At 56.6% G+C, this 19,619-nt stretch carries 22 protein-coding genes; 7 read left to right on the plus strand and 15 right to left on the minus strand.

Features of this window, described 5'->3' with window-relative positions:
- Nucleotides 1-79 precede the first annotated feature (79 nt).
- The 11 genes from MCP_RS13070 to ilvC form a co-directional block, all read right to left on the minus strand.
- Nucleotides 80-1,255, minus strand: coding sequence for a hypothetical protein (locus tag MCP_RS13070; RefSeq protein WP_128860072.1), 1,176 nt, complete (start codon nt 1,253-1,255; stop codon nt 80-82).
- A gap of 62 nt (nt 1,256-1,317) precedes the next feature.
- A complete protein-coding gene (locus MCP_RS13075) occupies nt 1,318-1,941 on the minus strand; it encodes a hypothetical protein (RefSeq protein WP_012901323.1) in 624 nt (207 codons plus the stop codon).
- Nucleotides 1,942-2,012: 71 nt separating this feature from the next.
- Nucleotides 2,013-3,023, minus strand: a complete 1,011-nt coding sequence (locus tag MCP_RS13080; RefSeq protein WP_012901324.1) for a hypothetical protein — start codon at nt 3,021-3,023, stop codon at nt 2,013-2,015.
- Between the two features lie 45 nt (nt 3,024-3,068).
- Nucleotides 3,069-4,124, minus strand: a complete 1,056-nt coding sequence (locus MCP_RS13085; RefSeq protein WP_012901325.1) for an mRNA surveillance protein pelota — start codon at nt 4,122-4,124, stop codon at nt 3,069-3,071.
- Nucleotides 4,125-4,138: 14 nt separating this feature from the next.
- Nucleotides 4,139-6,139, minus strand: a complete 2,001-nt coding sequence (rqcH, locus tag MCP_RS13090; RefSeq protein WP_012901326.1) for a ribosome rescue protein RqcH — start codon at nt 6,137-6,139, stop codon at nt 4,139-4,141.
- 74 nt (nt 6,140-6,213) lie between these two features.
- On the minus strand, nt 6,214-6,600 hold the full coding sequence (locus MCP_RS13095) for a response regulator transcription factor (RefSeq protein WP_012901327.1): 387 nt from the start codon (nt 6,598-6,600) through the stop codon (nt 6,214-6,216).
- A 203-nt stretch (nt 6,601-6,803) separates the two neighbouring features.
- A complete protein-coding gene (locus MCP_RS13100) occupies nt 6,804-6,989 on the minus strand; it encodes a hypothetical protein (protein WP_128567228.1) in 186 nt (61 codons plus the stop codon).
- A gap of 411 nt (nt 6,990-7,400) precedes the next feature.
- The gene (locus MCP_RS13105; protein WP_012901329.1) at nt 7,401-7,634 is read right to left on the minus strand and encodes a hypothetical protein; all 234 of its coding nucleotides are present in this window, start codon (nt 7,632-7,634) and stop codon (nt 7,401-7,403) included.
- 18 nt (nt 7,635-7,652) lie between these two features.
- Nucleotides 7,653-7,820, minus strand: a complete 168-nt coding sequence (locus MCP_RS15755) for a hypothetical protein (RefSeq protein ID WP_158301494.1) — start codon at nt 7,818-7,820, stop codon at nt 7,653-7,655.
- 601 nt (nt 7,821-8,421) lie between these two features.
- A complete protein-coding gene (locus MCP_RS13110) occupies nt 8,422-8,994 on the minus strand; it encodes a hypothetical protein (protein ID WP_012901330.1) in 573 nt (190 codons plus the stop codon).
- Between the two features lie 157 nt (nt 8,995-9,151).
- Complete coding sequence (ilvC, locus tag MCP_RS13115) at nt 9,152-10,147, minus strand: ketol-acid reductoisomerase (RefSeq protein ID WP_012901331.1); 996 nt, start codon at nt 10,145-10,147, stop codon at nt 9,152-9,154.
- Between the two features lie 75 nt (nt 10,148-10,222).
- On the opposite strand from ilvC, the gene MCP_RS13120 reads away from it, so the two are divergent.
- Both MCP_RS13120 and rocF read left to right on the plus strand, forming a co-directional pair.
- Nucleotides 10,223-10,846, plus strand: a complete 624-nt coding sequence (locus MCP_RS13120; protein ID WP_012901332.1) for a helix-turn-helix domain-containing protein — start codon at nt 10,223-10,225, stop codon at nt 10,844-10,846.
- Nucleotides 10,847-10,880: 34 nt separating this feature from the next.
- On the plus strand, nt 10,881-11,798 hold the full coding sequence (gene rocF / locus MCP_RS13125; protein ID WP_012901333.1) for an arginase: 918 nt from the start codon (nt 10,881-10,883) through the stop codon (nt 11,796-11,798).
- Here the strand turns inward: rocF and MCP_RS13130 are convergent.
- The 4 genes from MCP_RS13130 to MCP_RS13145 all read right to left on the minus strand — a co-directional run bounded on the left by MCP_RS13130 (nt 11,793) and on the right by MCP_RS13145 (nt 16,243).
- Nucleotides 11,793-12,959 (minus strand): deoxyguanosinetriphosphate triphosphohydrolase family protein, encoded by a 1,167-nt coding sequence (locus tag MCP_RS13130; protein ID WP_012901334.1) that lies wholly within the window; start codon nt 12,957-12,959, stop codon nt 11,793-11,795. The two genes, rocF and MCP_RS13130, sit on opposite strands and share 6 nt — an antisense overlap.
- A 55-nt stretch (nt 12,960-13,014) precedes the next feature.
- Nucleotides 13,015-13,413 carry a hypothetical protein gene (locus MCP_RS13135; protein ID WP_012901335.1) on the minus strand — a complete coding sequence of 133 codons (399 nt, stop codon included), beginning with the start codon at nt 13,411-13,413 and terminating at the stop codon, nt 13,015-13,017.
- 89 nt (nt 13,414-13,502) lie between these two features.
- Nucleotides 13,503-14,738, minus strand: coding sequence for an Nre family DNA repair protein (locus tag MCP_RS13140; RefSeq protein WP_012901336.1), 1,236 nt, complete (start codon nt 14,736-14,738; stop codon nt 13,503-13,505).
- Nucleotides 14,739-15,310: 572 nt separating this feature from the next.
- On the minus strand, nt 15,311-16,243 hold the full coding sequence (locus MCP_RS13145) for a hypothetical protein (protein WP_012901337.1): 933 nt from the start codon (nt 16,241-16,243) through the stop codon (nt 15,311-15,313).
- A gap of 240 nt (nt 16,244-16,483) precedes the next feature.
- On the opposite strand from MCP_RS13145, the gene MCP_RS13150 reads away from it, so the two are divergent.
- The 5 genes from MCP_RS13150 to pyrE all read left to right on the plus strand — a co-directional run bounded on the left by MCP_RS13150 (nt 16,484) and on the right by pyrE (nt 19,575).
- Entirely contained in the window at nt 16,484-16,729 is a 246-nt protein-coding gene (locus MCP_RS13150) for a HypC/HybG/HupF family hydrogenase formation chaperone (RefSeq protein WP_012901338.1), read from the plus strand.
- Nucleotides 16,716-17,060, plus strand: coding sequence for a hydrogenase maturation nickel metallochaperone HypA (gene hypA, locus MCP_RS13155; protein ID WP_012901339.1), 345 nt, complete (start codon nt 16,716-16,718; stop codon nt 17,058-17,060). Before MCP_RS13150 ends, hypA begins: the two co-directional genes overlap by 14 nt.
- A 1-nt stretch (nt 17,061) precedes the next feature.
- Nucleotides 17,062-18,093: a hydrogenase expression/formation protein HypE gene (gene hypE / locus MCP_RS13160; protein ID WP_012901340.1), complete on the plus strand. Its 1,032-nt coding sequence runs from the start codon at nt 17,062-17,064 to the stop codon at nt 18,091-18,093.
- 424 nt (nt 18,094-18,517) lie between these two features.
- On the plus strand, nt 18,518-19,042 hold the full coding sequence (locus MCP_RS13165; RefSeq protein ID WP_394296154.1) for a CDP-2,3-bis-(O-geranylgeranyl)-sn-glycerol synthase: 525 nt from the start codon (nt 18,518-18,520) through the stop codon (nt 19,040-19,042).
- A 5-nt stretch (nt 19,043-19,047) separates the two neighbouring features.
- Nucleotides 19,048-19,575, plus strand: coding sequence for an orotate phosphoribosyltransferase (gene pyrE / locus MCP_RS13170; protein WP_128567286.1), 528 nt, complete (start codon nt 19,048-19,050; stop codon nt 19,573-19,575).
- Nucleotides 19,576-19,619: the final 44 nt, after the last annotated feature.

Genomic DNA, 19,619 nt, shown 5'->3' on the forward strand with positions numbered 1-19,619 from the left:
TACACTACAATTTATTGGGTAAACTGAACATAAAATAGAAATTATTTCGCTTTTTAAAGCTGAGCAAGGGCTTGCTTACCTATATGAGCAGTCCTGTGGCGTCCTCGACGATACCGGCGCCTGTGCCGAGCTTTTTAAGGCCGATATTCGAATCGCCGGACTTGAAGTCGAACTTCCGGACGTTGACCATATGCTCGTTATAGTTGAACACGCCGCCGTAGCGGAAGTTGAACCCGTGGTCGGCGTAGGCCTTCACCGCCATGCTCAGCGAGTAGCCCTCTCCCTGGCTGGATATCTTCCAGTTCTTCATCTTATTATCGTGCTTCACGTCGATGTTATGGACCCAGTAGAGCTTATCCTCGGAGGCCGAGTAAAAGGCGCCCTTATTCCTCAGCGGGTAGTTCAGGTCGTGGGTGCCGAAGTAGGGCTTGAAGAACACGAAGGACGAGCCGTCCTTGAACACGAACCGGGACCAGTACCAGGGCACCAGGGGCGTCGTCAGCAGGACCTTCTGCAGATAGCAGCGGCCGCTGTACTCCTTTCCGTTCAGCATGCCGTCGAAGTCGTAGTACAGGTTATACACCTGGTAGTTCAGCTTCATCTTGAGCTCGTTGAGCACTTCGGTATCGTAGCCCGAGGCCGGCTTTGTGAGCTTAAAATCGCATTTGATGGCCTCGCTGTCCACCTTCACGCGGTATTGCGGCACGGTGCCCGAAATGTCGATGTTCAGCCCGTTGCCGGCGGAAGATATCGAATTACCGGAAATGCTGGTCATCGTCTCTACAGTGGGCACGGTAAGCTTCTTTTTACCGTCGAAGCACCAGACGAACCCGCCGGTTCGGGCCATGCCCTGCCCGGGGCTATCGACGGCGATCTCGACGTTGTCGACGGACGTGCGGGAGTTCCTCCGGCCGAAAGAGGAGATGAGCTGCATGGGGTTCTTCTTTTTGTCAATCGCGGTGAAGATCGCGAACCAGTATTCCTTGCCGTATGGCAGCAGGTTCTCGCATTTATAAAAGATCTCATCGAGGCACGGCGAAGGCTCCGAGGCCCTGTAGATGGCGGTCTTGTAGCCCGAGTTCGGGTAGACGTCGATGCGCGGGAACTGGTGCCTGGATATCACGCTGTACACCTGCTCCTCATAGCCTTCCGTAGCATTGAGTATATTCCGCCCTATGCGCCTTCCCTTGTTTATCAGCGGCCGGTCCATAGAAGGTAACCTTACAGCCCCCCGGATGCCGTTCAGTAACCTCATATATTTCACGCCCTTACACCATTTTTATGATACATAAGCATTCTGGAATTTATAACCGTTTCCTATAGCATTCCATTGAGTACCGGGATGACGAACGCCTGGTAAATTGCCGATGCAGTGAGCAGTACGAGCACGACGGCGAGCAGCTTCAGGTTCTCGAGGACCGCTGCGCCGTACATCTTAAGCATCCACTGGTAGCCTGCCTCCATGTGCCCGGCGGCCACGGAGAGCTGCCGGACGCATGCGAAGATGGCGATGATATATGCCTCGCCCTCCAGGATTATTGCCAGGTACTGGGGAATAAGTTCACCAGGGGTCATCACCCCTTCAAGTGGCAGGACGTAGGCTACTCCCCATATGAAAAACCGTGCCCCTCCAATAATAGGACCCCATATCGGCAGGACCGCTGAAGGGATCGTGATCATCCCGAGCGTGTTCAGCAGGAAGCTCGAGACGAGGCCGCCGGCCATCACGGCCAGGGCGTCCGTGACGCCCGAGGGGTTCGTGAGCGGACCGCCAATGGTCTCGGCGCCGACATACCTGACCATGGATAGCTGCAGGCCCGGGCTTATCAGGGCCAACACGGCCCCCACGACGAGCACGCAGAGATATAGCGCGTTGAGGCCGGCCAGGAGCTTCCAGTCCTTCTTCATGATGCCGATGGCATCGCTTAGCGGGTTGTTCACGGTGACCCCCTATGGCGTTTCATCCCTTATATTATTTGGCTCCCGCATGGCACGGGTTACACCGGCGGTCATCAGCGCTTATACCTCACCTGCATGTGTATCTTCGCGTCCTTTTCGCCCGTGTTTCGCATGACCACCCAGTATGTGCCGTCCTGCGGCGGAATGAAGTCGAACGTCTCGTTCACCGCGTCCTTTTTCATCACGCAGGCGCTCCATCCTCCGCTATCAGGCGAGGCGCTGAACGCTGTCAAATTGCCCCGGTCCAGGATCATGACGTCCACCGGGGTGCCATTGGTCACTACCTGTGTCCTCATGAGCTTTCCGGCGCCGACGTTAAAAGAGCTCCATTCCGAGGTGTTCACCAGGATGTTCTGCGTCCAGTTCGAATAGCTGGAGTCGGGGCCGAACTCCTCGTCATAGAAGCCGAACTGCCCACCGGCCACCACTCCTCCGGCCAGCCCCGCGAAGAAGGTGACCTCCCACGCCTCATAGACCGCGGCCACCGCCAGGAGAGCGATGACTATGAGCAATAGCTTGCCGTTGTCCTTGATGGACTGCCAGTAAGCTTTAAGCCTGGAGTCCATGCCGAAATTTTTCGGCCTTATGAGAGCGACCAGCCCCCGGGTGCAGGCAAAGATGGCGACTATGTACGCCTCGCCCTCCAGAAGTATGGTCAGGTAATGCGGCACTACGGTGCTCAACGGCAGGACGCCCGGCACCGGTATGATAAGCATGATGCCCCACAGGAGAGCCCGATAGGCGCCCATGAGCACGGCCCAGAATGGCAGGATCAGCGATGGGATCGTGAGAGCGGCCAGCGTGCCCAGGAAAAAGTTCGTGATGAACGTATACAGGGCAGCCATGGGGATATTGCCGGACAGGTATGCCTCGCCGACGCCGCCCAGGGGGCTGCCGGAGCCGAAGGTCTGGCCGGCCGCCATGATCAGGCTCATCTGCAGGTCGGGCATGGCCAGGGCGATGACCGCTCCCAGGATGACTGTACCAAAATAGATGATATTTATGATCACGAATAGCTTGAGGTCCCTCTTGAAGATGTCTTTAATATCGCTAAACAGGCCCATATAAACACCGTTTCAGGCATGTTATGGGCTATTTGATAATAAAGCTTATTCACTTACCTTAAACCGCAGGAGCGCCGCCACGCCGCCCAGCTTTTCCAGGCGCTGCCCCGGCTCGAACTCCGTCGAAAAAATGACCACTTTACCCCGGGACTGCTCCACGGACTTCATCATGCGCTCGATGTCGGCCTCGCCCTTTTCTCTATAATTCCTCAGCGTCTCGTCGGCGATGAGCAGCACCTCCACGGCGCCGATGCCCACGGCGTTCTTCGTCTGGGCGTACCCGTACGTCGCCTTGCCGTCGCTCGCGATCTCCACCAGGAGTCGCTCGATGAGCTTAGCTTCGCGGGATATGCGCATCTCCTGGGCGACGCGCTCGATGGCCCCGCGCCTGAGGACTTCCTGGAAGCCCGAAGAGCCGATGGATGAGGTGTCCTCCACGATGACCTTGTCGGCCACCTCCCTGGCATGGTTCTTCAGGAACTTGACGAAGTCGTCCTTGATGAAGCCGGGGCCGGCGACCACGAACGTCTTGACCTTGTCGGCATTCTTTAATTGTGCGGCCACTTCGCCGAAGAACTCGGACCTGGCGTCCGTGCCCTCCCGCTTGCCGGACGAGGACTGCCTGATCCTCGATACTTCTTCCACCCCGTACTGCCTGAGGAAACCGATAGCCGCTTCGCCTTCTTCGATGGTGACGATCTCTATTTCGGGCAGCTTCGCCTCCTCGATGGCGTCCCTGATACGCTCGATCTGGTCGAGCTTCCAGTGCTTGATGATGGACAGTTCAGAGTACGGCTCGATGTTGAGCGTGTGGTACATCCCCGTGTCCAGGTCGGAGATGATGGTGCCCTTGATGCGCAGCCGGTTCGAGAACTTGTGGAACTCGACGGACTCGACCCTGACGCCCAGCCTCACAGGCCTCTTGTCCATCTTCTCGGGCCTGAGCTTATCGGTGGCGCTGTCCAGGACACGGAAGGTCAGCGAGAACACCATGTCGCCGGGCTCGATGACGTACTTTAAATGCCAGAGGTCGTCGAGGGACTCGGGTGTAAGCGATATCTCCCCGTAGTCTCCTCTCAGTTCCTCTTTGTTGACCTTCATTGCACTATCCTCGATTATTGCGCTATCCGGGATTCCCCGGGCGGGAGGAACGGGGCCACCTTGTCGGGCGAAGCCGCCTGCCGTATTGCCTTAGAGTCATCCTCGCCCGAGTGCTCCAGGAAGTAGCGGTATATCTTCTTAGCGATGTCGCCCTGGTTGAACTCGCCGGGCTCGACGACGACGCTGTATTTTCCCCTCGCCTTAACTGCGGCCACGGGCCCGCCTACGACGTAGCACCCGGTCTCGTCGAACCTGATGCCGACGGCCGCCCGGGCCTCCACGTTCTTCACGTAGTTCCTGTCGCCCCTTATGATGAACGCTCCCTTGGCCACGTACTCGCCGGATTCCGGGGTCTTGCTCACCTGCTCGGGGCGGACCCAGAAGCAGTCCCCGGACGACTGGCCGGACTTCCATACGGACGAGTACGCCACGGCGAACTGGGCCACCTCGGCGATGGCCTCGGGCGTGATCTCCCGGCCTTCGGTCTTGACCACGGTGATGGGAGCGCCGAACGCCTGCGCGTGGAAGAATATGTCCTTCTTGTCCAGGTACTTCTTGACAATCTCCTCGTTCTGGTCGGCGTCCCTGCCCGCGATGACAAGGAAGCCGTCCGAGGTGAAGAACCACCGGTACTTTTCGTACCACTTCGGCTTACGGGGCTTCATTTTTACGGCGGGCTTCTTTGGCTCGGCCGGCTTTTCCCGGGGCATCTCCTTCGCCATTGCCCGCTTCGTGTCCTCGATGGCCTTGAGTGCGCCGTCCTTCTTGGACTGGACCTTTTTAGCCTTATCGTAGTACGTTTGAGAATTTTGGGGAACCGTAAGGTCCACGTTAATATTGATGGTGGCTTCGGGGAACTTCACGGCGACTGTGTTGGCAGCCGGGTCCACGGACTGTATCATCGATGCTGCCGGGTTGCCCGCCTTTTTGGCATCTTTGAGTATCTTACGGATATCGTCCCATGAGATGCCCCTGGAACGGGCGCCCTTGATGACCTTGATGATGTCGTCGACCGCCCCATACTCGGCGTATATCAGCTCGCCCTTGCGGACATACTCTTTCTCTTCTTTTTCAAATTTGGCGATGGCATCTTCCTGCTGCTTCAGGCGCCGCTCCAGTACCCCTAGTTTTTCGGCCTTCTTCTCCACGACCTCTGCCTTCGCCTCGGCCACGATGTGCTTACTGTAGTACTCGTCCAGCGCCTTGTTGAACGACTCGAAGTAGACCTTCTGGTAACCCGCATAGCGGCTGAGCTCGATGGGCAGCACATCCACGTCTTTGCCGTCCTTGAGCACGATGTTCGGCCTCAGGGTGCCCTCCTTGAGGGGCCTGAACAGCTCGTTCAGCCCGTTCACGACGAGCTGGATCTCGCTGTCCACGAGGCTCTTTGCGGGCTTGTTCTTGTCCACGCCCGCCAGGGCCAGCGCCTCTTCCGCGTACATGCCCCCGATGCTCGTCTCTGTGGCCAGCGTCCTCACCAGGTCCCGGTCCGATCTCTCAAAAAGGGCTTTAAGCGATTCCACAGTCACATCAAGAGGGCTCAACTGCGGGGGAGGGAACTCGTACTGCTCGCCCCGCAGGACGTCCCTGTCCTTCATCTTCAGGGAGCGCAGGGGCATCATGATCCTGCGGTCCTGGTCCAGTAAAATGACGTTGCCCTGGCTGAACAATTCGGCGACCAGCGTGTTCATCACGCCCGCCCGGACCACGTCGATCTCCACGATGCGGTCGAAGTTATGCTGCGCTATCCTGGTGATGCGCCCGCCCATCATGTACTTCCGCAGCATCATCGGGAATGACGGCGGCAGCTTTGGCGATTCTCTCGGGTGCTCCGTGAGGTGTAATCTTTTACCGGCCTCAAGGATCAGGTCGTACTTGCCGGTCTTGAACTCCTGCAGTTTTAAGCGGATCTCGTCGGCGGTATGCTGGTAGGCCTTCTCGAGCTTCGAGTCGATCAAGAACTGGAGCTCCATGACCACGGCGTAAACGTCGACGCTCGACATTTCCTCTTTCATGAAATAAGCGTGCCTCTCTCGAAATTATGGTGTAAAAAAGCCCGTGCTGGGTTATAAAGCTTATCACGGGATGCTTACTGGGCCACCTTGTGCTTTTCCTCGAGCACTCGCTTGATGCGCTCCAGGAGCTCCGCCCGGCCGAACGGTTTCGTAATATAGTCGTCCACCCTGACCACGTGCAGGCCGATCAGCTTATCGATCCGCTGGTCCTTGGCCGTGAGCATGATGACCGGGATATCGTGGGTCTTCGTGTTGCCCTTGATGCGGGAGAACACCTCCCAGCCGTCCATCCTGGGCATGATGATGTCCAGTAAGACCAGGTCGGGCATCTCCTTCTCGATCTTATCGAGCGCCTCCTGGCCGCTGTTCGCGGTGACGACCTGGTAGCCGTCGCTCTCCAGGATCAGCTTGACCACTTCGAGCAGGTCGGGCTCGTCGTCGACCACCATGATCTTCGTCATAAGTGCTCCACTAAATATTTTAACCGTCGATTTATATAGTTTCGGAAATTAATCGAGCCACTTAAAAATGCGCCCGCGTCTTTTGAACGGGACATTAAAAACGTCGACAGAATTTACGGGACGGTAAAAAATTTGCACCGGGGACAACAGCCCCGGCTATCGATGCGCTTTTTAAGAAAAAGTGCATGGGCCGCAGGGCGTGCTCAGTCCTTTACCGCGATCATCATGGAAAGGACGACCAGCCCGCCGAGCGTTATGTACGACGCCACGTTGATTAACGACAGGTCACTTCCGAATAGTCTTACGTTGACTATGATAGCCGCAACGGTCACGAGCAGGCCCAGCACGATGCCGAACAGCTGCGTCGTATTGACGCTAACGGTATTCATAGTTTTCACATCCTTTTTTGGGCATTTTTACTGCCACTAACCCCTATTCTTTGGGGCTTTTTTTATTACTACTGCATAGTAAGATAGGCTGTGGTCGCATATATACATTTGCCTCTGCCGATTTCGTTTTAAATCGGATAGCGTCGGCGCCATAATTTTGCCTTACAGAGCTATATCCGGGCCGGTTCACGAAAGCATCAGGTTAAACCAGATGCCTTAAGAAATGGCTCCATTTAACCAGAACGTCCTTATTATGGCTATTTATTCCCGGGCCGAACGGCATTAGCCGTGGTATAGTAAGGCCAAAAACCATCCGGCAAAGATATAGCGTGTATTTACCGGAAAGACAGGCAATAAAATAGAATCGAGGGGATCGGGCTATTAATAAGCCCGAAACCACATTAGTTCCTCTTATATGGTGATGATGGTCGCCTCGGACTTCTGGCGGGAGATCGTTATCTCCGCGGTGTTCTGCCCGACGACCGCATGCCATACTTCGATGCTGGCGTTGGGGTCGGCCTGCTTAATCCTCTCAAGCGTACCTTCCTCCAGCCTCCCCATGTTCGCCGAGTGAATGATCAGCTTGATGGTGTGCTCGGGGTGCTTCTTGTAATCGTCCATTTTGAACAGCACTGTTTTTCTCATCTTGAGTCACCTCCTTTTTTAGCGGCATTGGTAGTCTATTATCTTTAAAATGGTCCGCTCGCACTGCTCGCACTGCGCCCTCCCCACGGTCCTCCTGAGGCGGAGGCACGTCCACGAGAACGCCATGCCGTCAGAGACGGTGATAGAGCACGTGACGATGTACGGACATTTTGGATATTCCTTCAAATGCCACACCTACTAGTTATACTTTACCTTTCTTTGACAGGCTTGTATTATGTTTTTAAAAGGATATACTTTGCCCGGTTGAAAATAAGATATCTTTTCCAGTATCCTATAGGCGTGGATCGATGATATAGACCCAGAATCTCCTGCCTGTATATCTTATGTTGTAATACCATTTGGTTTTTAAGCCACTAAGCTTACGGAGCCACTATTTTCACCACAATGGCACGAAGCCCACTGAGTTTCACAAAGCTTTCTTTTAAATGTGAGTCACCAAGGCCACAGAGCAGGCTTTTTGTGTAAAGAGGCACGAAGGGGACAATGACACGATGGCAAAAAGTGTTCGCATGTTCATTCCATTGTGCCATTGTATCCTTTGTGCCCTAACGCCAATGAACCGGGCTTTGTGACCTCTGTCCCTCCATCTAAAAAAAAGTCTTAGTGAGCCTTCGTGAACTCCGTGCCATTGTGGTGAGAATAGTGCCTCCGTCAGCTTAGTGCCTTAAAGATGCAAAAAATATTCATTAATAGATTCTCACCCGGGTCACTAACGAGGATTGTATTTTATCAACCACCCAAAAATTAAAAAATTTAGAAAATATCTTTATCTCATCGGCATCTGGCCTGTCCCGTACGGCTGCGTGCCGTATTGCTGCTGTCCCGCGGCCGGCTGTTGCGGCTGAGAGGCGGCGGCGCTCTCCTTGACGTCGAAGTAGTCGAAGGCGTTCTTCGCAGTGTTGAATTGCGCGTCGATGATGGCGCTATTCGACGTGTCGTAGACCTTGAGCAGGATATTGCTGTCGCCCTTCTCGGTCATGGTGCTGTACAGGTCGGCGAGCATGTACGTTAAGTTCGCCATGGTGCCGGCGAGGTCGTACGGGCTCGCGTCCTTCTGCAGGTACACGCTGGCTGTGACGGCGTCGTTCTCGGTGATGAACACGTTCGCGTTGCCCTCGGCCGCCTGGGACAGGCGCTCGCCGATGATGGCGGCCCTAGCGGTGTTGCCGTACTGCATGTCGGCCTTCGCCTTCTCGGGCGCCGGCGGGATGTTCAGCGTCTGCGCCCCTCCCTGCTGTCCTCCGCCCGGCTGCATACCGCCCTGGTACTGCGCCGCAGCCATCCCGATGCCCGCCAGTAGAATGACGGCTATCAATGCTACACTGATCAATCTCTTCATCAACAATCCACCCCTGTTAAGTAGTTTTACCAACTCAACTTTGGAGAAGCATTTATATAAAAATTAATAGCTTTTAGCGCATAATTTCATGGAAAAATAGGGCGACCTGCCGAAAGGCAGGTGCACCCGCCGGAAGGCGGGCACATGAAAAAGGATATTATTTCTTCTTGAGCCACGGCATCATGGAGCGCAGCTCTTTGCCGACCGTCTCGATGGGATGCTCCGCATCCATCTCGGTGAGCTTGTTGAACACCGGCCTCCCGGCCATGTTCTCCAGCACCCACTCCTTCGCGAAGCGGCCGTCCTGGATCTCCTCGAGGGTCCGCCACATCTCCAGGCGGCTCTGGTCGTTGATGACGCGCTTTCCGCGAGTGAGGCCGCCGTACTGGGCCGTGTCCGACACGCTGTCCCACATGTTGGTCATGCCGCCCTCGTACATGAGGTCCACGATCAGCTTCAGCTCGTGCAGCGTTTCAAAATACGCTATCTCCGGCTGGTAGCCCGCGTCCACCAGCGTCTCGAAGGACGCCTTGACCATCTCGGTGACGCCTCCGCAGAGGTCCACCTGCTCGCCGAACAGGTCCGTTTCCGTCTCCTCCTTGAAGGTGGTCTCGATGACGCCCGCCCTCGTGGAGCCGATGCCCTTCGCGTAGGCCAGGCCCGTCTGGTGCGCCTTGCCCGAGTAGTCTTTCTCGACCGCGATTAGAGAGGGAACGCCCTTGCCTTCCTGGTACATCCTTCTCACTAAATGGCCGGGGCTCTTGGGGGCGATCATTACGATGTCGATGCCCTCGCCGGGCTTGATCATGTTGTAGTTGATGTTGAAGCCGTGCGAGAACATCAGGGTCTTGCCCTTCTTCATGTATGGCTCGATCTGCTCCCGGTAGACCTTCCCCTGGAGCTCGTCGGGGATGAGCATCTGGACTACGTCGGCTGCCTTTGCCGCGTCCTCGATGGTCGCGACCGCCAGGCCGTCCTTCTTCGCCTGCGCCCACGATGCGCCGCCCTTCCTGAGGCCCACGACGACGTCCAGGCCCGAGTCCTTCAGGCACTGGGACTGTGCCATGCCCTGGCTTCCGTATCCGATGACGGCGATCTTCTTATTCTTGAGGTACTTGAGATCGGCGTCCTTATCATAATAGATCTTGACCATGTGATTCCACCTGTAATATAATTCTCGACCAATGACTTTAAATGGTATACCGAACACATACGGTTTAGTATATTTATGTCAACCGCGCTCAGCATTGGCTTAAGGCATCGGGACTGCTGGCACTCCGCTCTTTCTAAGAAGCTGTCGGCGACCATCGTCGTGAAGTACACCTACGTGCTCCCGAATAACCAGCTCTACGGGTATCAGACCATTATCAGCCCGCGCATCGGGGAGCTGGAGGCTTTCCTGAAGTCGGCCCCGCAGATCAGGAAGTACGCAATATTGTCCCGATCCGCCGACAGGGCGGATGTCATCACGTGGGCCGAACAGGGGTCCATCATCGACAACATTATTAGAAAGAACTGTGTATTCATCGGCCCGACGGTCGTGAAAGACGGGATCGAGAACTGGCACATCATGGCCCCCACGAGGGACGAGCTCCAGGAGGTCGTGGCCGGCCTCGAGGAGTGCGCCGACATCGCCTACATCCGGAATTCTGAGGGCACGGAGCCCGACATCGGGCTCACGGAGCGCCAGATGAGCACGCTGAGGACGGCCGTCGAGATGGGCTACTTCGACACGCCCCGCCGCGCATCCATCAAGGACGTGGCCAAAATATTAAACATATCGGCCTCTACCGCGGTCGAGCACCTGAGAAAGGCCGAAAAAAAGGTACTTGAGAATTATGCAAGGTCATAGGCAGCGATCGACACTGAAGGATAAGAAGGACGCGATGTCTAAAAAAGACGACGTCATCGGCAAGGTCCGCATTGTAGGCGTTCCACTGGACCTGGGCGCAGACAGGCGGGGCATCGACATGGGCCCCGACGCCCTGCGGAACGACGGGCTTGTCGAGGCGCTGGAGAAGCTGGGCATCGACGTGCAGGATACGGGCAACATCATGCTGCCCCCGCGGCCCCCGAAGAAAAAATACGATTCCCGGCTGAAGAACTACGAGGAGGTCATCTTCGCCTGCCAGCGCGTGAGGGACTTCGTGGGCAGGAGCATCGCCGACGGGTATTTTCCTTTAGTGATCGGCGGCGACCACAGCATCGCCATGGGCACGACCGCGGCCCTGAGCACCTTCTATAATAAGATCGGCATCATCTGGATCGACGCCCACGGCGACTTCAATACGGAAGATACGACCATCAGCGGCAACATCCACGGCATGAGCTTCGCCACGTCCTGCGGCCGGGGCTCGAAGAACCTGGTCGGCAAGCTGGGCGTCAGGACGAGCGTCTCCGAGGCCAACTGTGTCCTCATCGGCGCCCGTGACCTGGATCCTTTAGAGCGGGAGCTGCTGAAAAAGTCGAACGTGACGGTCTTTACGATGCGGGACATCGACGAGCAGGGCATGCACAAGATCATGAAGAAGGCCCTGAAGATCGCCTGCGACGGCACGGATGCCCTTCACGTTTCCTTCGACATCGACGTCATGGACCCCATGGAGGCGCCCGGCGTGGGCACGCCCGTGCAGGGCGGGATGACCTATCGCGAGGCCCACCTGGCCATGGAGATGATCTCCGAGTGCCCGAATTTGAAGTCGTTAGAGGTCGTTGAGCTGAACCCCATTCTTGACCGGCAGAACGTCACGGGTAAGCTCGCCATCGGTCTGATAAGCTCGGCCTTCGGGAAAAAGATCCTATAGCCGGCGCTTGGTCGGCAGGTAAATTTCCCGGAACGTGTCGTTGAAGTAGTCGTCCGTCATGCCGGAGATGAAATCCCTCACAATGCCGGCGTTGGGCGTATCATCCAGGTACCTTTTTAACTTCTCTTCCGGGAACGTGTCCAGGTAATTCTTGTAGATGCGGGAGCTTTTATCTCCCTTCTCCAGGTCCTCAAGGAACGTCTGGAAGAGCATTGAGAACATGCGCCCGACCTTCCCTGCCTCGGACTTGATCTTAGGGTTGTTGTAAATGTCCGTGTTATTGAACTCTCTCAGCTTCTGGAGGGCGGCGGCCGTGTAGCCGCTCAGGGCGACGTAGTCTTTTCCATAGCTGTTCTCGATGACGTCGATGACCAGGTTGTTCACGATGTCCCGGTTGTTGTCGCCCAGCACTTGGGCACACTCCTCCGGGATCTCCTCGCGGCGAATTAGGCCTATAGTGATGGCGTCCTCGATGTCCCGGCCTATGAAGCTGATGGTGTCCGAGACCCGGACGACGCAGCCTTCGAGCGTCATGGGCAGGATGCCCGAGTGTTCGTCATTCGTGCCTTCGCAAAGCTTCACCTCGCCTTCGAAGGCCTTCCAGGTTTTACCGAACGCGGGCTTTATTAAAAGGTCGTGAGCTTCGCCATTGTGGGCCAGGATGCCATCCAGAACTTGCAGCGTTAAATTAAGATCCTCGATCCGGTCGAGCGCACGGACGCTCTGCACGTTATGCCGGAAGCTGCCGATGCCGTGCCTCCGGCACTCGGCGGACAGGTACTTCTCCCCGTCGTGCCCGTATGGGACGTGGCCGATGTCGTGGCCCAGCGCTATGGCCTCGATGAGGTCCTCGTTCAGTAATAATCCCCGGCCGATCATGCGCGCTATCTTCGAGACAAGCTGGACATGGAGGACCCGGTGAGTGATGTGGTCGTTCTTGATCAGGTAGAATACCTGGGTCTTATCGATGTACCGGGCGTAGGCCCGGGAGTGCATGATGCGGTCGCCGTCGTGGAAAAATGGCCTGCGGATGTCCTCATGGTCGGGCCTCCGGCGGTCGGCGGCCGAGTTCTTTGCCGCAAAAGGCGAGAGCGAGCTATCGTAAGCCGTGTTATCGTTCTTGATGGCGGCCTCAATGTCCTCCGATAGCTTCCTGCGCATGCGTGAACGAGTATGCGGCACGAAAATATTAAATTATGGGTCCTGGTAAAAAGGCTCATCTGCTCTTGACGTACCGGTACATGACATAGGCCATGTAGCTGAACATGCCAAGGAGCGTCGCGGCGATGAGATAGTCCAGGGCCGTGGGGGCCGGACTAAGAAGATAGGATGCAGCGATGAAGATGAGCGCGGCCTCGATGAGCGCCTCGCCGGCGACGGTCGCGTAGAAAATGTTATTCCTGGGGGCCCGCGTCTCCTGTTCGGCCGACTCCAGGCTGATGCTGCCATGCTCTACGCCCATGAGCCGCATATAGCTCTTCAGCTCCTGGCGGTCGAGCTCGTCCTCGATGCGGGTGACCTTCACGCCTTTTCGGCGGTCGGTGATCTCTCTCACCTTCTTGTTGATAAGCTCCATCTTACTTGTGAGGGAGTCGCTCGCGGACTTCTTATTCATGAAAGTAACCTTATGCTTATCTGATATAAACATTTCTATGGGGGGAAAAGATTATTCACTTTTTAATGGCATACAATTAATATATTTTCTCAGAAGAAGTCAAAAAGCCTCTTTTGTTCTTTCATATATTTGTACAGCCGGCTCGCGTCCAGCCAGGGCTTTATGGGAGAGTTGAGGCGGTTCCCGACTTCGGCGAGCGCCTGTTCAAGCGTGTCGAAAGCCTGCGGCGGGCCTGCCAGCGCGTCCTTTGCCAGCTCCCTGAACCTCCACACGCCCAGCGGTATCCAGTCGTTCATGACCTCCAGGAATGCGATGGCCCCCGCCTGGCGCCCCGCGGCCTCCAGGTACTCCACGGCCGGGAGCCTGGCCGCATAGTAAGCGCCCGCGAGGGTCGAGGCGTAGCTCTTGCGGCCCTCGTAGAACTCGAAGTCCGAGTCGCAGTGCCAGTTCGGGGCGCTGATGTGCCACAGCTCGAGGCCCTCGAACATCCAGGGCGTGGGCGTGAGCAGGAAGACCACGTTGTTGGCCAGGGCTCCGGCGCTGAAAACGAGGTACTTGTCGATGGTGGGGTAATACTTGACCTTATCCACAAGGCCCTTGCTGACGATGTCGTCCACCGCCGTGATGCTCCAGCCCGTGGGCACGAGCCGCCGGTTCGTCTTCTCGCCCAGGAGGCCGACCGAGAATAGTCGGGTGATCTGCCGCTGGTCGATGTTGCTCTTGAAAAGGTCCAGCACGCCCGGCGCCGCCTTGTAGTCCGTGTCAGAGGTGACCCGGTCCACGGCCCTGGGTACGGAGGGGTTGTCGATGATGGAAAAGCTCTTCAGGTCGGCGGACGGCCCCGAGGGCGCCTCACGCATGGAGAACGCCACCCGGGAGTCTGGCTTCTTCTCGAATGCGGCCTCGGTATCCACGGGCTTTTCGGACAGCACCATCTCCTGCACCTTCTCCAGTACCCCGACGGGCTCCGAGGCGGTGGTGATATCGATGACGGACTTACTCCTGACGAGCTGAAAACGGTACTTGAGAATGTCGTCGAAGCCCAGCTTAAGCCACTTTTCGGAGTCCATGTCCATGGTGTCGCCGTAGAGAGGCGGGATGAGGGGGCCCGCGATGACCTTCGGGTAGCCGTAGCTGCCCACGAAGACGGCCGGGGGCGCCGAGCCCGAGATCTCCTCCTTCAGGCCTTTCAGGTCTAAGTACGTCTTCGCCTTCACCAGGATGGGGCATACCCGCTTGCCGCAGAGGGCCATGAAGCCCCGGCAGCGGACGCACAGCGACTCCTTTTTCGTCTCTCCATAGCCGAAGGTGACCTGCCTGTCCACGCCCCCATGTTGTTCTTTTAGGGGAATAATGGTTGCGTTAGCGGAGTAAAACTAATCCCAAAAGTACTGTTCAATAATTTATCCAAATAGCCCAATGCTAAGTTCATTATCTTTTTCTTTTATGCCATCTTGGTATGACCTTTCGCTGATGTGAATTCTCACTTTCTAGCTATGCCCTCGTGGCGTGTCCTTAACCACAGAGGCGCAGAGCCCACGGAGTGTCACAGAGTTTTTATTTAATAATTTGAGACACAGAGCCCACAGAGCCCGGTTTATTGGTTTACCTGGGGCACGGAGATGGCAGAGACACGGTTGATTAATAAACAACTAAAAGGTTTATCCTCACCAGTGCCTCTTACGACTCCGTGCCTCAGGAAAGTTATAAACCCGTTCTCCGTGCCCTCTGTGACCTCCATTTTTAAAAAATCTCTGTGAAACTCCGTGCGCTCGGTGACTCTGTGGTTAAGAACACGCCGAAACGGCATAGAATGTAAGGATAGGTATTCAGATTTATAAAAATCAGAAAACAATAGTTAGTACCATTAAAAAAGAGAAAAAGTGAGCGGTGTTGCTCACTTCGTGTAGTACGTCAGGTTGATGTTCCGGTAGAGCTGGTCCTGCGTGATGCTGCCTTCGCCATAGTCCAGGACGGGCACGGCGCCGGCGTCGATGACGTAGTACTCGTTGCCCTGCTCGGAGATCAGGCTGAGGTAGTACCGGTCGTAGTCGCCGAATGCGGCGGCGCAAAGCTTCAGGCCCGTCTCGATGGCGTTGTATTTCTGGGCGTTGTCCAGCCCGCCGGGCATCGAGCAGGCCAGGCTCACAGCCTTACCACCGTCGGCCATGGAGCCGACCTGCAGGCTGAGCGGCTTATAGCTGGTCCTGTTCAGGGACTCCACCAGGTATGCCTGCCTGTCGGCAGGGGGAGTGAAGTTGCCCGTGGGCTTCGGCAGCGCGGTTGCCTGCTTCGTGGACGTGGCGTTGGCGCGCAGGCTCGTGGAGTTCGGCGTTATTATCAAAGCGTTCTTCACCATCTCGGACGGCGTGAGGTTGCCCGCCGCATATAGCTCGACCAGCGGCCTCTCCAGGGCGTATACGTCTACCTTATACTGCTGGTCGCTGACCTTCTGGGTCGTGTCGATCAGCCCTACGAGCAGCGGGTCCTGGGTCTGGAACACGTCGTATACGGCAGTGAAGCCTTTCGACATGAGGCCTGCATCGTCCGAGGAGCCGGCAGGCTTGTAGATGTAGACCATCGCCGTCTCGTCGCCCATGAGGTTCTGTACGGCGGCGCCGCCGAACCACATTCCCGACGCATTGATCTTCGCTTTTAGCAGGTCGAACTTCTCCAGCACGTCCGAGGCCGTCTTCACGGCCGGAGGAGCGGCCGTAGGGGTCGTGTTACCTCCGCCGGGCGCCAGCGAGTTATAGTTCAGCGCCACCAGCGCCGCCGCGCCTACGATGACGACTCCCAGTACGATCGCGATAAGTGTGTTTTGTTTCATCGTTACCCCTCAATAGAATATAGTACGATAAGAAGTTAATAAAAATATTAATATATAATTATTTGATTATTTAATATACGCTTCCCGTGAGGTTGTCTCTTAAAAACACGGAAAACGAGCCTTCGAGTCGCCCGCCCGCCATAGTTTCACGTGGATGGAAATGTATTTGAACGTCCAGGGAAATATCAAGGACGAACGCCGGACCGGAGGATATACCGGCTTTTTAGGAGTTATCAGATCATGTGTCTTGCAGTTCTGGCTCAGTTAAAGGAAATTAAGGAAGGCAACATCGCCGTAGCCGACTTCGGGGGCCTGACCCAGGAGGTGCGGCTGGACCTGCTCGAGGAGCCTAAGATAGACGACTGGGTCCTCGTGCACACCGGCTTCGCCATCCAGGTGGTCGACGAGAAAGAGGCCATGGAAATGAAGAAGGTCCTCGACGAAGTGGCGGCCATCAACGAGGAAATGGACAATGCACGAACTTAGTATCGCTACCGACCTTGTTAATACGGCCCTGAGGACGGCGAACGAGAACAACGCCAAAAAGGTGCTCGCGGTGACGGTAGAGGCCGGCGAGCTGGCGATGGTGAACCCCGAGCAATTAGAGTTCATGTTCGACATCCTCATAGAGGATAACATGATGAAGGGAGCGAAGCTCAGGATCGAGACCGTGCCCGCGGTGGGCGAGTGCCCGAACTGCGGCTATAAGGGCCCGATCGAGGACCGCTTCGCCTGCTCATGCCCGAAGTGCGGCATGACGCTAAAAATAACGGCAGGCAGGGACATCTGCCTCAAAAACATGGAGCTGGAGATCTAATATGGAAAAGGTGGCTATAGTTCAAAAAATGCCGGAGAAGGTAAGCCTGATCCACGGCGCGGGCGGCGAGATGATGCAGTCGCTCATCGGCGGCGTGTTCGCCACCATCAAGAACAACAACGCCGGAGGCATCGGCCTGGAGGCGCTGGACGACGGCGCGGCCATACCGTTCGGCGACAAATTCATCGTCCTCACTACGGATAATCACGTCATCAAGCCCATTTTCTTCCCGGGCGGCGACATCGGGCGCCTGTCCATTTCGGGCACGGTCAACGACCTGGCCATGATGGGCGCAAAGCCTATAGCGCTCACGAACGGCGTTGTCCTGCCCGAAGGCTTCCCCATCGAGGACCTGCAAAAGATCGTAAAGTCGGTGGACGAGGCCCTGGAGGAGGCGGGCTGCGCCCTGGTAACGGGGGACACGAAAGTCCTGCCCAGGGAGGCGCTTGACAGTATCATCATCAACACGTCGGGAATAGGGATAACAGATAATCCTATAAGGGATTGCGGCCTGAAGCCTGGTAACAAGATCATCGTCACCGGCACCATCGGCGACCACGGCATCGCCATCATAGCGCATCGAGAGGGCTTCAAGTTCGGCTCGGAGCTAAAGTCGGACGTGGCGCCCATCTGGAAGACCGTGGAGGCGGCGCTCGCCGTCGGAGGAATAACGGCCATGAAGGACCCCACCCGGGGCGGCGTGGCCAACGTTTTGAACGAGATGGCGAAGAAGAGCGGCGTGCGCATCGTCATCCAGGAGGAGACGCTCCCCTTCCGCCAGGACGTCCGTGCCGCGGCCGACATGCTTGGCCTGGACCCCATGGAAGTGGCCAACGAGGGCAAGGCGGTCATCGGCGTAGAGGCCGATAAGGCCGATGCCGTCCTCGAAGCCGTCCGGAAGACTAAGTACGGGAAGGACGCCGTCATCATCGGCTCAGTGGAAGAGGGAAGCGGCGTCATCATGAAGACCCGCATCGGCGGCCAGCGGTTCATCGAGCCGCCCCTCGGCGACCCCGTGCCCCGCGTCTGTTGATTACCACAGAGGCCACAATGACTTTTTATTTTTCACCACAGTGGTCACAGTGGGATTTTATTCACCACAGTGGTTCACGGTGGTCACAGAGGTATTTTTATAAGCTGAAGGGGACTCGCTTTGCTCGCCCCTCGCAGACCCCGCTCGCTATTGGGGCATTGTGACCTCTGTGGTGCCTCTGTGGCCCATTATAAAAAAGACCACTGTGACCACAGTGTACCCCTGTGGTGAATAACAACCCTCCGTGACCTCTGTGCACCATTGTGGTGAATATAATAGCCATTGTGCCCACTGTGGTAAAATCCCACTGTGGCCACTGTGGTGAACACCACAAAAACCTTGATATAGAAAGATAAGCCATTTCTTGTAGAAATCCGTCCCGAGGCTAAAAATGCTCGACCTTATCATACTGGCCATGTGGCTCATGATGCCCGCATATATCGCGAACCCGGCGGCAGCTCTCCTCGGCGGCGGCCGGCCGATCGATATGGGCAAATATTTTACGGACAATAAGCGCATTCTCGGGGACGGCAAGACCATCCGGGGCTTCATCCTGGGCTCGCTCTGCGGCGCCATCGTGGGGCTCCTTCAGATCTGGATCGCCCCGTATATCGCGCCATATCTTGCAGCTTACGTCAGCGCGGACATGCTCATGCACGCCTCGTACATGGCGCTGTTCACCATGCCGGTGGGCGCGCTTCTGGGCGACATGGTAAAGAGCTTCTTCAAGCGGCGCCTGGGCTTCGAGCAGGGCGCCATGATGCCCATCGCGGACCAGCTTGACTTCGTCGCAGGCGCGTGGGCGCTCACGCTTCTCCTGGACACGTCGTGGTTCTTCTCGAACTTCACGCTCGCCATCGTGGTCACCGTATTGATCATCACGCCCCTCCTGCACCTGGCGACGAACATCATCGGCTTCAAGATCGGCAAGAAGAACGTGCCCTGGTGATACTCATGGATACTCAGCTAGTCGAAATGCTCAAGCGGACCGGCGCCGTCAAGTTCGGCGACTTCACCCTGTCATCGGGCCGGAAGAGCAGCTATTACGTGGATAAGTACGTTTTCGAGACGAACCCGCTGTGCCTTGAGGCCATCGGGGAGCGCATCTCGAAGATGATCCCGCCCGGCACGCAGAAGCTCGCCGGCATCGAGATCGGGTCCATTCCACTGGCGGCCATCGCCAGCGTGAAGAGCGGCATGCCCTTCGTCATCGTGCGTAAGGCACAGAAAGGCTATGGCACCAACAAATTAATAGAAGGCGTCTACGAGAAGGGCGAGAAGATCTTCGTCGTTGAAGACGTTGTCACCACCGCCAGAGGGGCGCTCGGCGCCATTCATACCCTGAGGGATGCGGGCCTGGTCGTCGATTCAATGGTCTGCGTGGTCGACCGGGAAGAGGGCGGCCACGAAAGCCTCGAAGCGGAAGGCGTGCGCGTCAGCTCTTTAGTCAAGTCCAGCGAGCTCTTAGGGTACAAGCCCTGAAGGCGATGCTAAGCTTATTGTTCGCTAAGCTTATTTATCCTCCC

The sequence above is a fragment of the Methanocella paludicola SANAE genome (genome assembly GCF_000011005.1).
GTDB lineage: Archaea > Halobacteriota > Methanocellia > Methanocellales > Methanocellaceae > Methanocella > Methanocella paludicola.

Bases quoted from the DNA above. Each gene is read 5' to 3' on its own strand.
- hypE (WP_012901340.1), top strand. From the start codon at position 17,062: ATGGAAAAGGTGGCTATAGTTCAAAAAATGCCGGAGAAGGTAAGCCTG.
- MCP_RS13130 (WP_012901334.1), bottom strand. From the start codon at position 12,959: ATGCGCAGGAAGCTATCGGAGGACATTGAGGCCGCCATCAAGAACGAT.
- MCP_RS13145 (WP_012901337.1), bottom strand. From the start codon at position 16,243: ATGAAACAAAACACACTTATCGCGATCGTACTGGGAGTCGTCATCGTA.
- rocF (WP_012901333.1), top strand. From the start codon at position 10,881: ATGTCTAAAAAAGACGACGTCATCGGCAAGGTCCGCATTGTAGGCGTT.
- MCP_RS13105 (WP_012901329.1), bottom strand. From the start codon at position 7,634: ATGAGAAAAACAGTGCTGTTCAAAATGGACGATTACAAGAAGCACCCC.
- pyrE (WP_128567286.1), top strand. From the start codon at position 19,048: ATGGATACTCAGCTAGTCGAAATGCTCAAGCGGACCGGCGCCGTCAAG.
- MCP_RS13100 (WP_128567228.1), bottom strand. From the start codon at position 6,989: ATGAATACCGTTAGCGTCAATACGACGCAGCTGTTCGGCATCGTGCTG.
- MCP_RS13080 (WP_012901324.1), bottom strand. From the start codon at position 3,023: ATGGGCCTGTTTAGCGATATTAAAGACATCTTCAAGAGGGACCTCAAG.
- rqcH (WP_012901326.1), bottom strand. From the start codon at position 6,139: ATGAAAGAGGAAATGTCGAGCGTCGACGTTTACGCCGTGGTCATGGAG.
- MCP_RS13070 (WP_128860072.1), bottom strand. From the start codon at position 1,255: ATGAGGTTACTGAACGGCATCCGGGGGGCTGTAAGGTTACCTTCTATG.
- MCP_RS13110 (WP_012901330.1), bottom strand. From the start codon at position 8,994: ATGAAGAGATTGATCAGTGTAGCATTGATAGCCGTCATTCTACTGGCG.
- MCP_RS13095 (WP_012901327.1), bottom strand. From the start codon at position 6,600: ATGACGAAGATCATGGTGGTCGACGACGAGCCCGACCTGCTCGAAGTG.
- MCP_RS13165 (WP_394296154.1), top strand. From the start codon at position 18,518: ATGATGCCCGCATATATCGCGAACCCGGCGGCAGCTCTCCTCGGCGGC.
- MCP_RS13085 (WP_012901325.1), bottom strand. From the start codon at position 4,124: ATGAAGGTCAACAAAGAGGAACTGAGAGGAGACTACGGGGAGATATCG.
- MCP_RS13150 (WP_012901338.1), top strand. From the start codon at position 16,484: ATGTGTCTTGCAGTTCTGGCTCAGTTAAAGGAAATTAAGGAAGGCAAC.
- ilvC (WP_012901331.1), bottom strand. From the start codon at position 10,147: ATGGTCAAGATCTATTATGATAAGGACGCCGATCTCAAGTACCTCAAG.
- MCP_RS13120 (WP_012901332.1), top strand. From the start codon at position 10,223: ATGTCAACCGCGCTCAGCATTGGCTTAAGGCATCGGGACTGCTGGCAC.
- hypA (WP_012901339.1), top strand. From the start codon at position 16,716: ATGCACGAACTTAGTATCGCTACCGACCTTGTTAATACGGCCCTGAGG.
- MCP_RS13135 (WP_012901335.1), bottom strand. From the start codon at position 13,413: ATGAATAAGAAGTCCGCGAGCGACTCCCTCACAAGTAAGATGGAGCTT.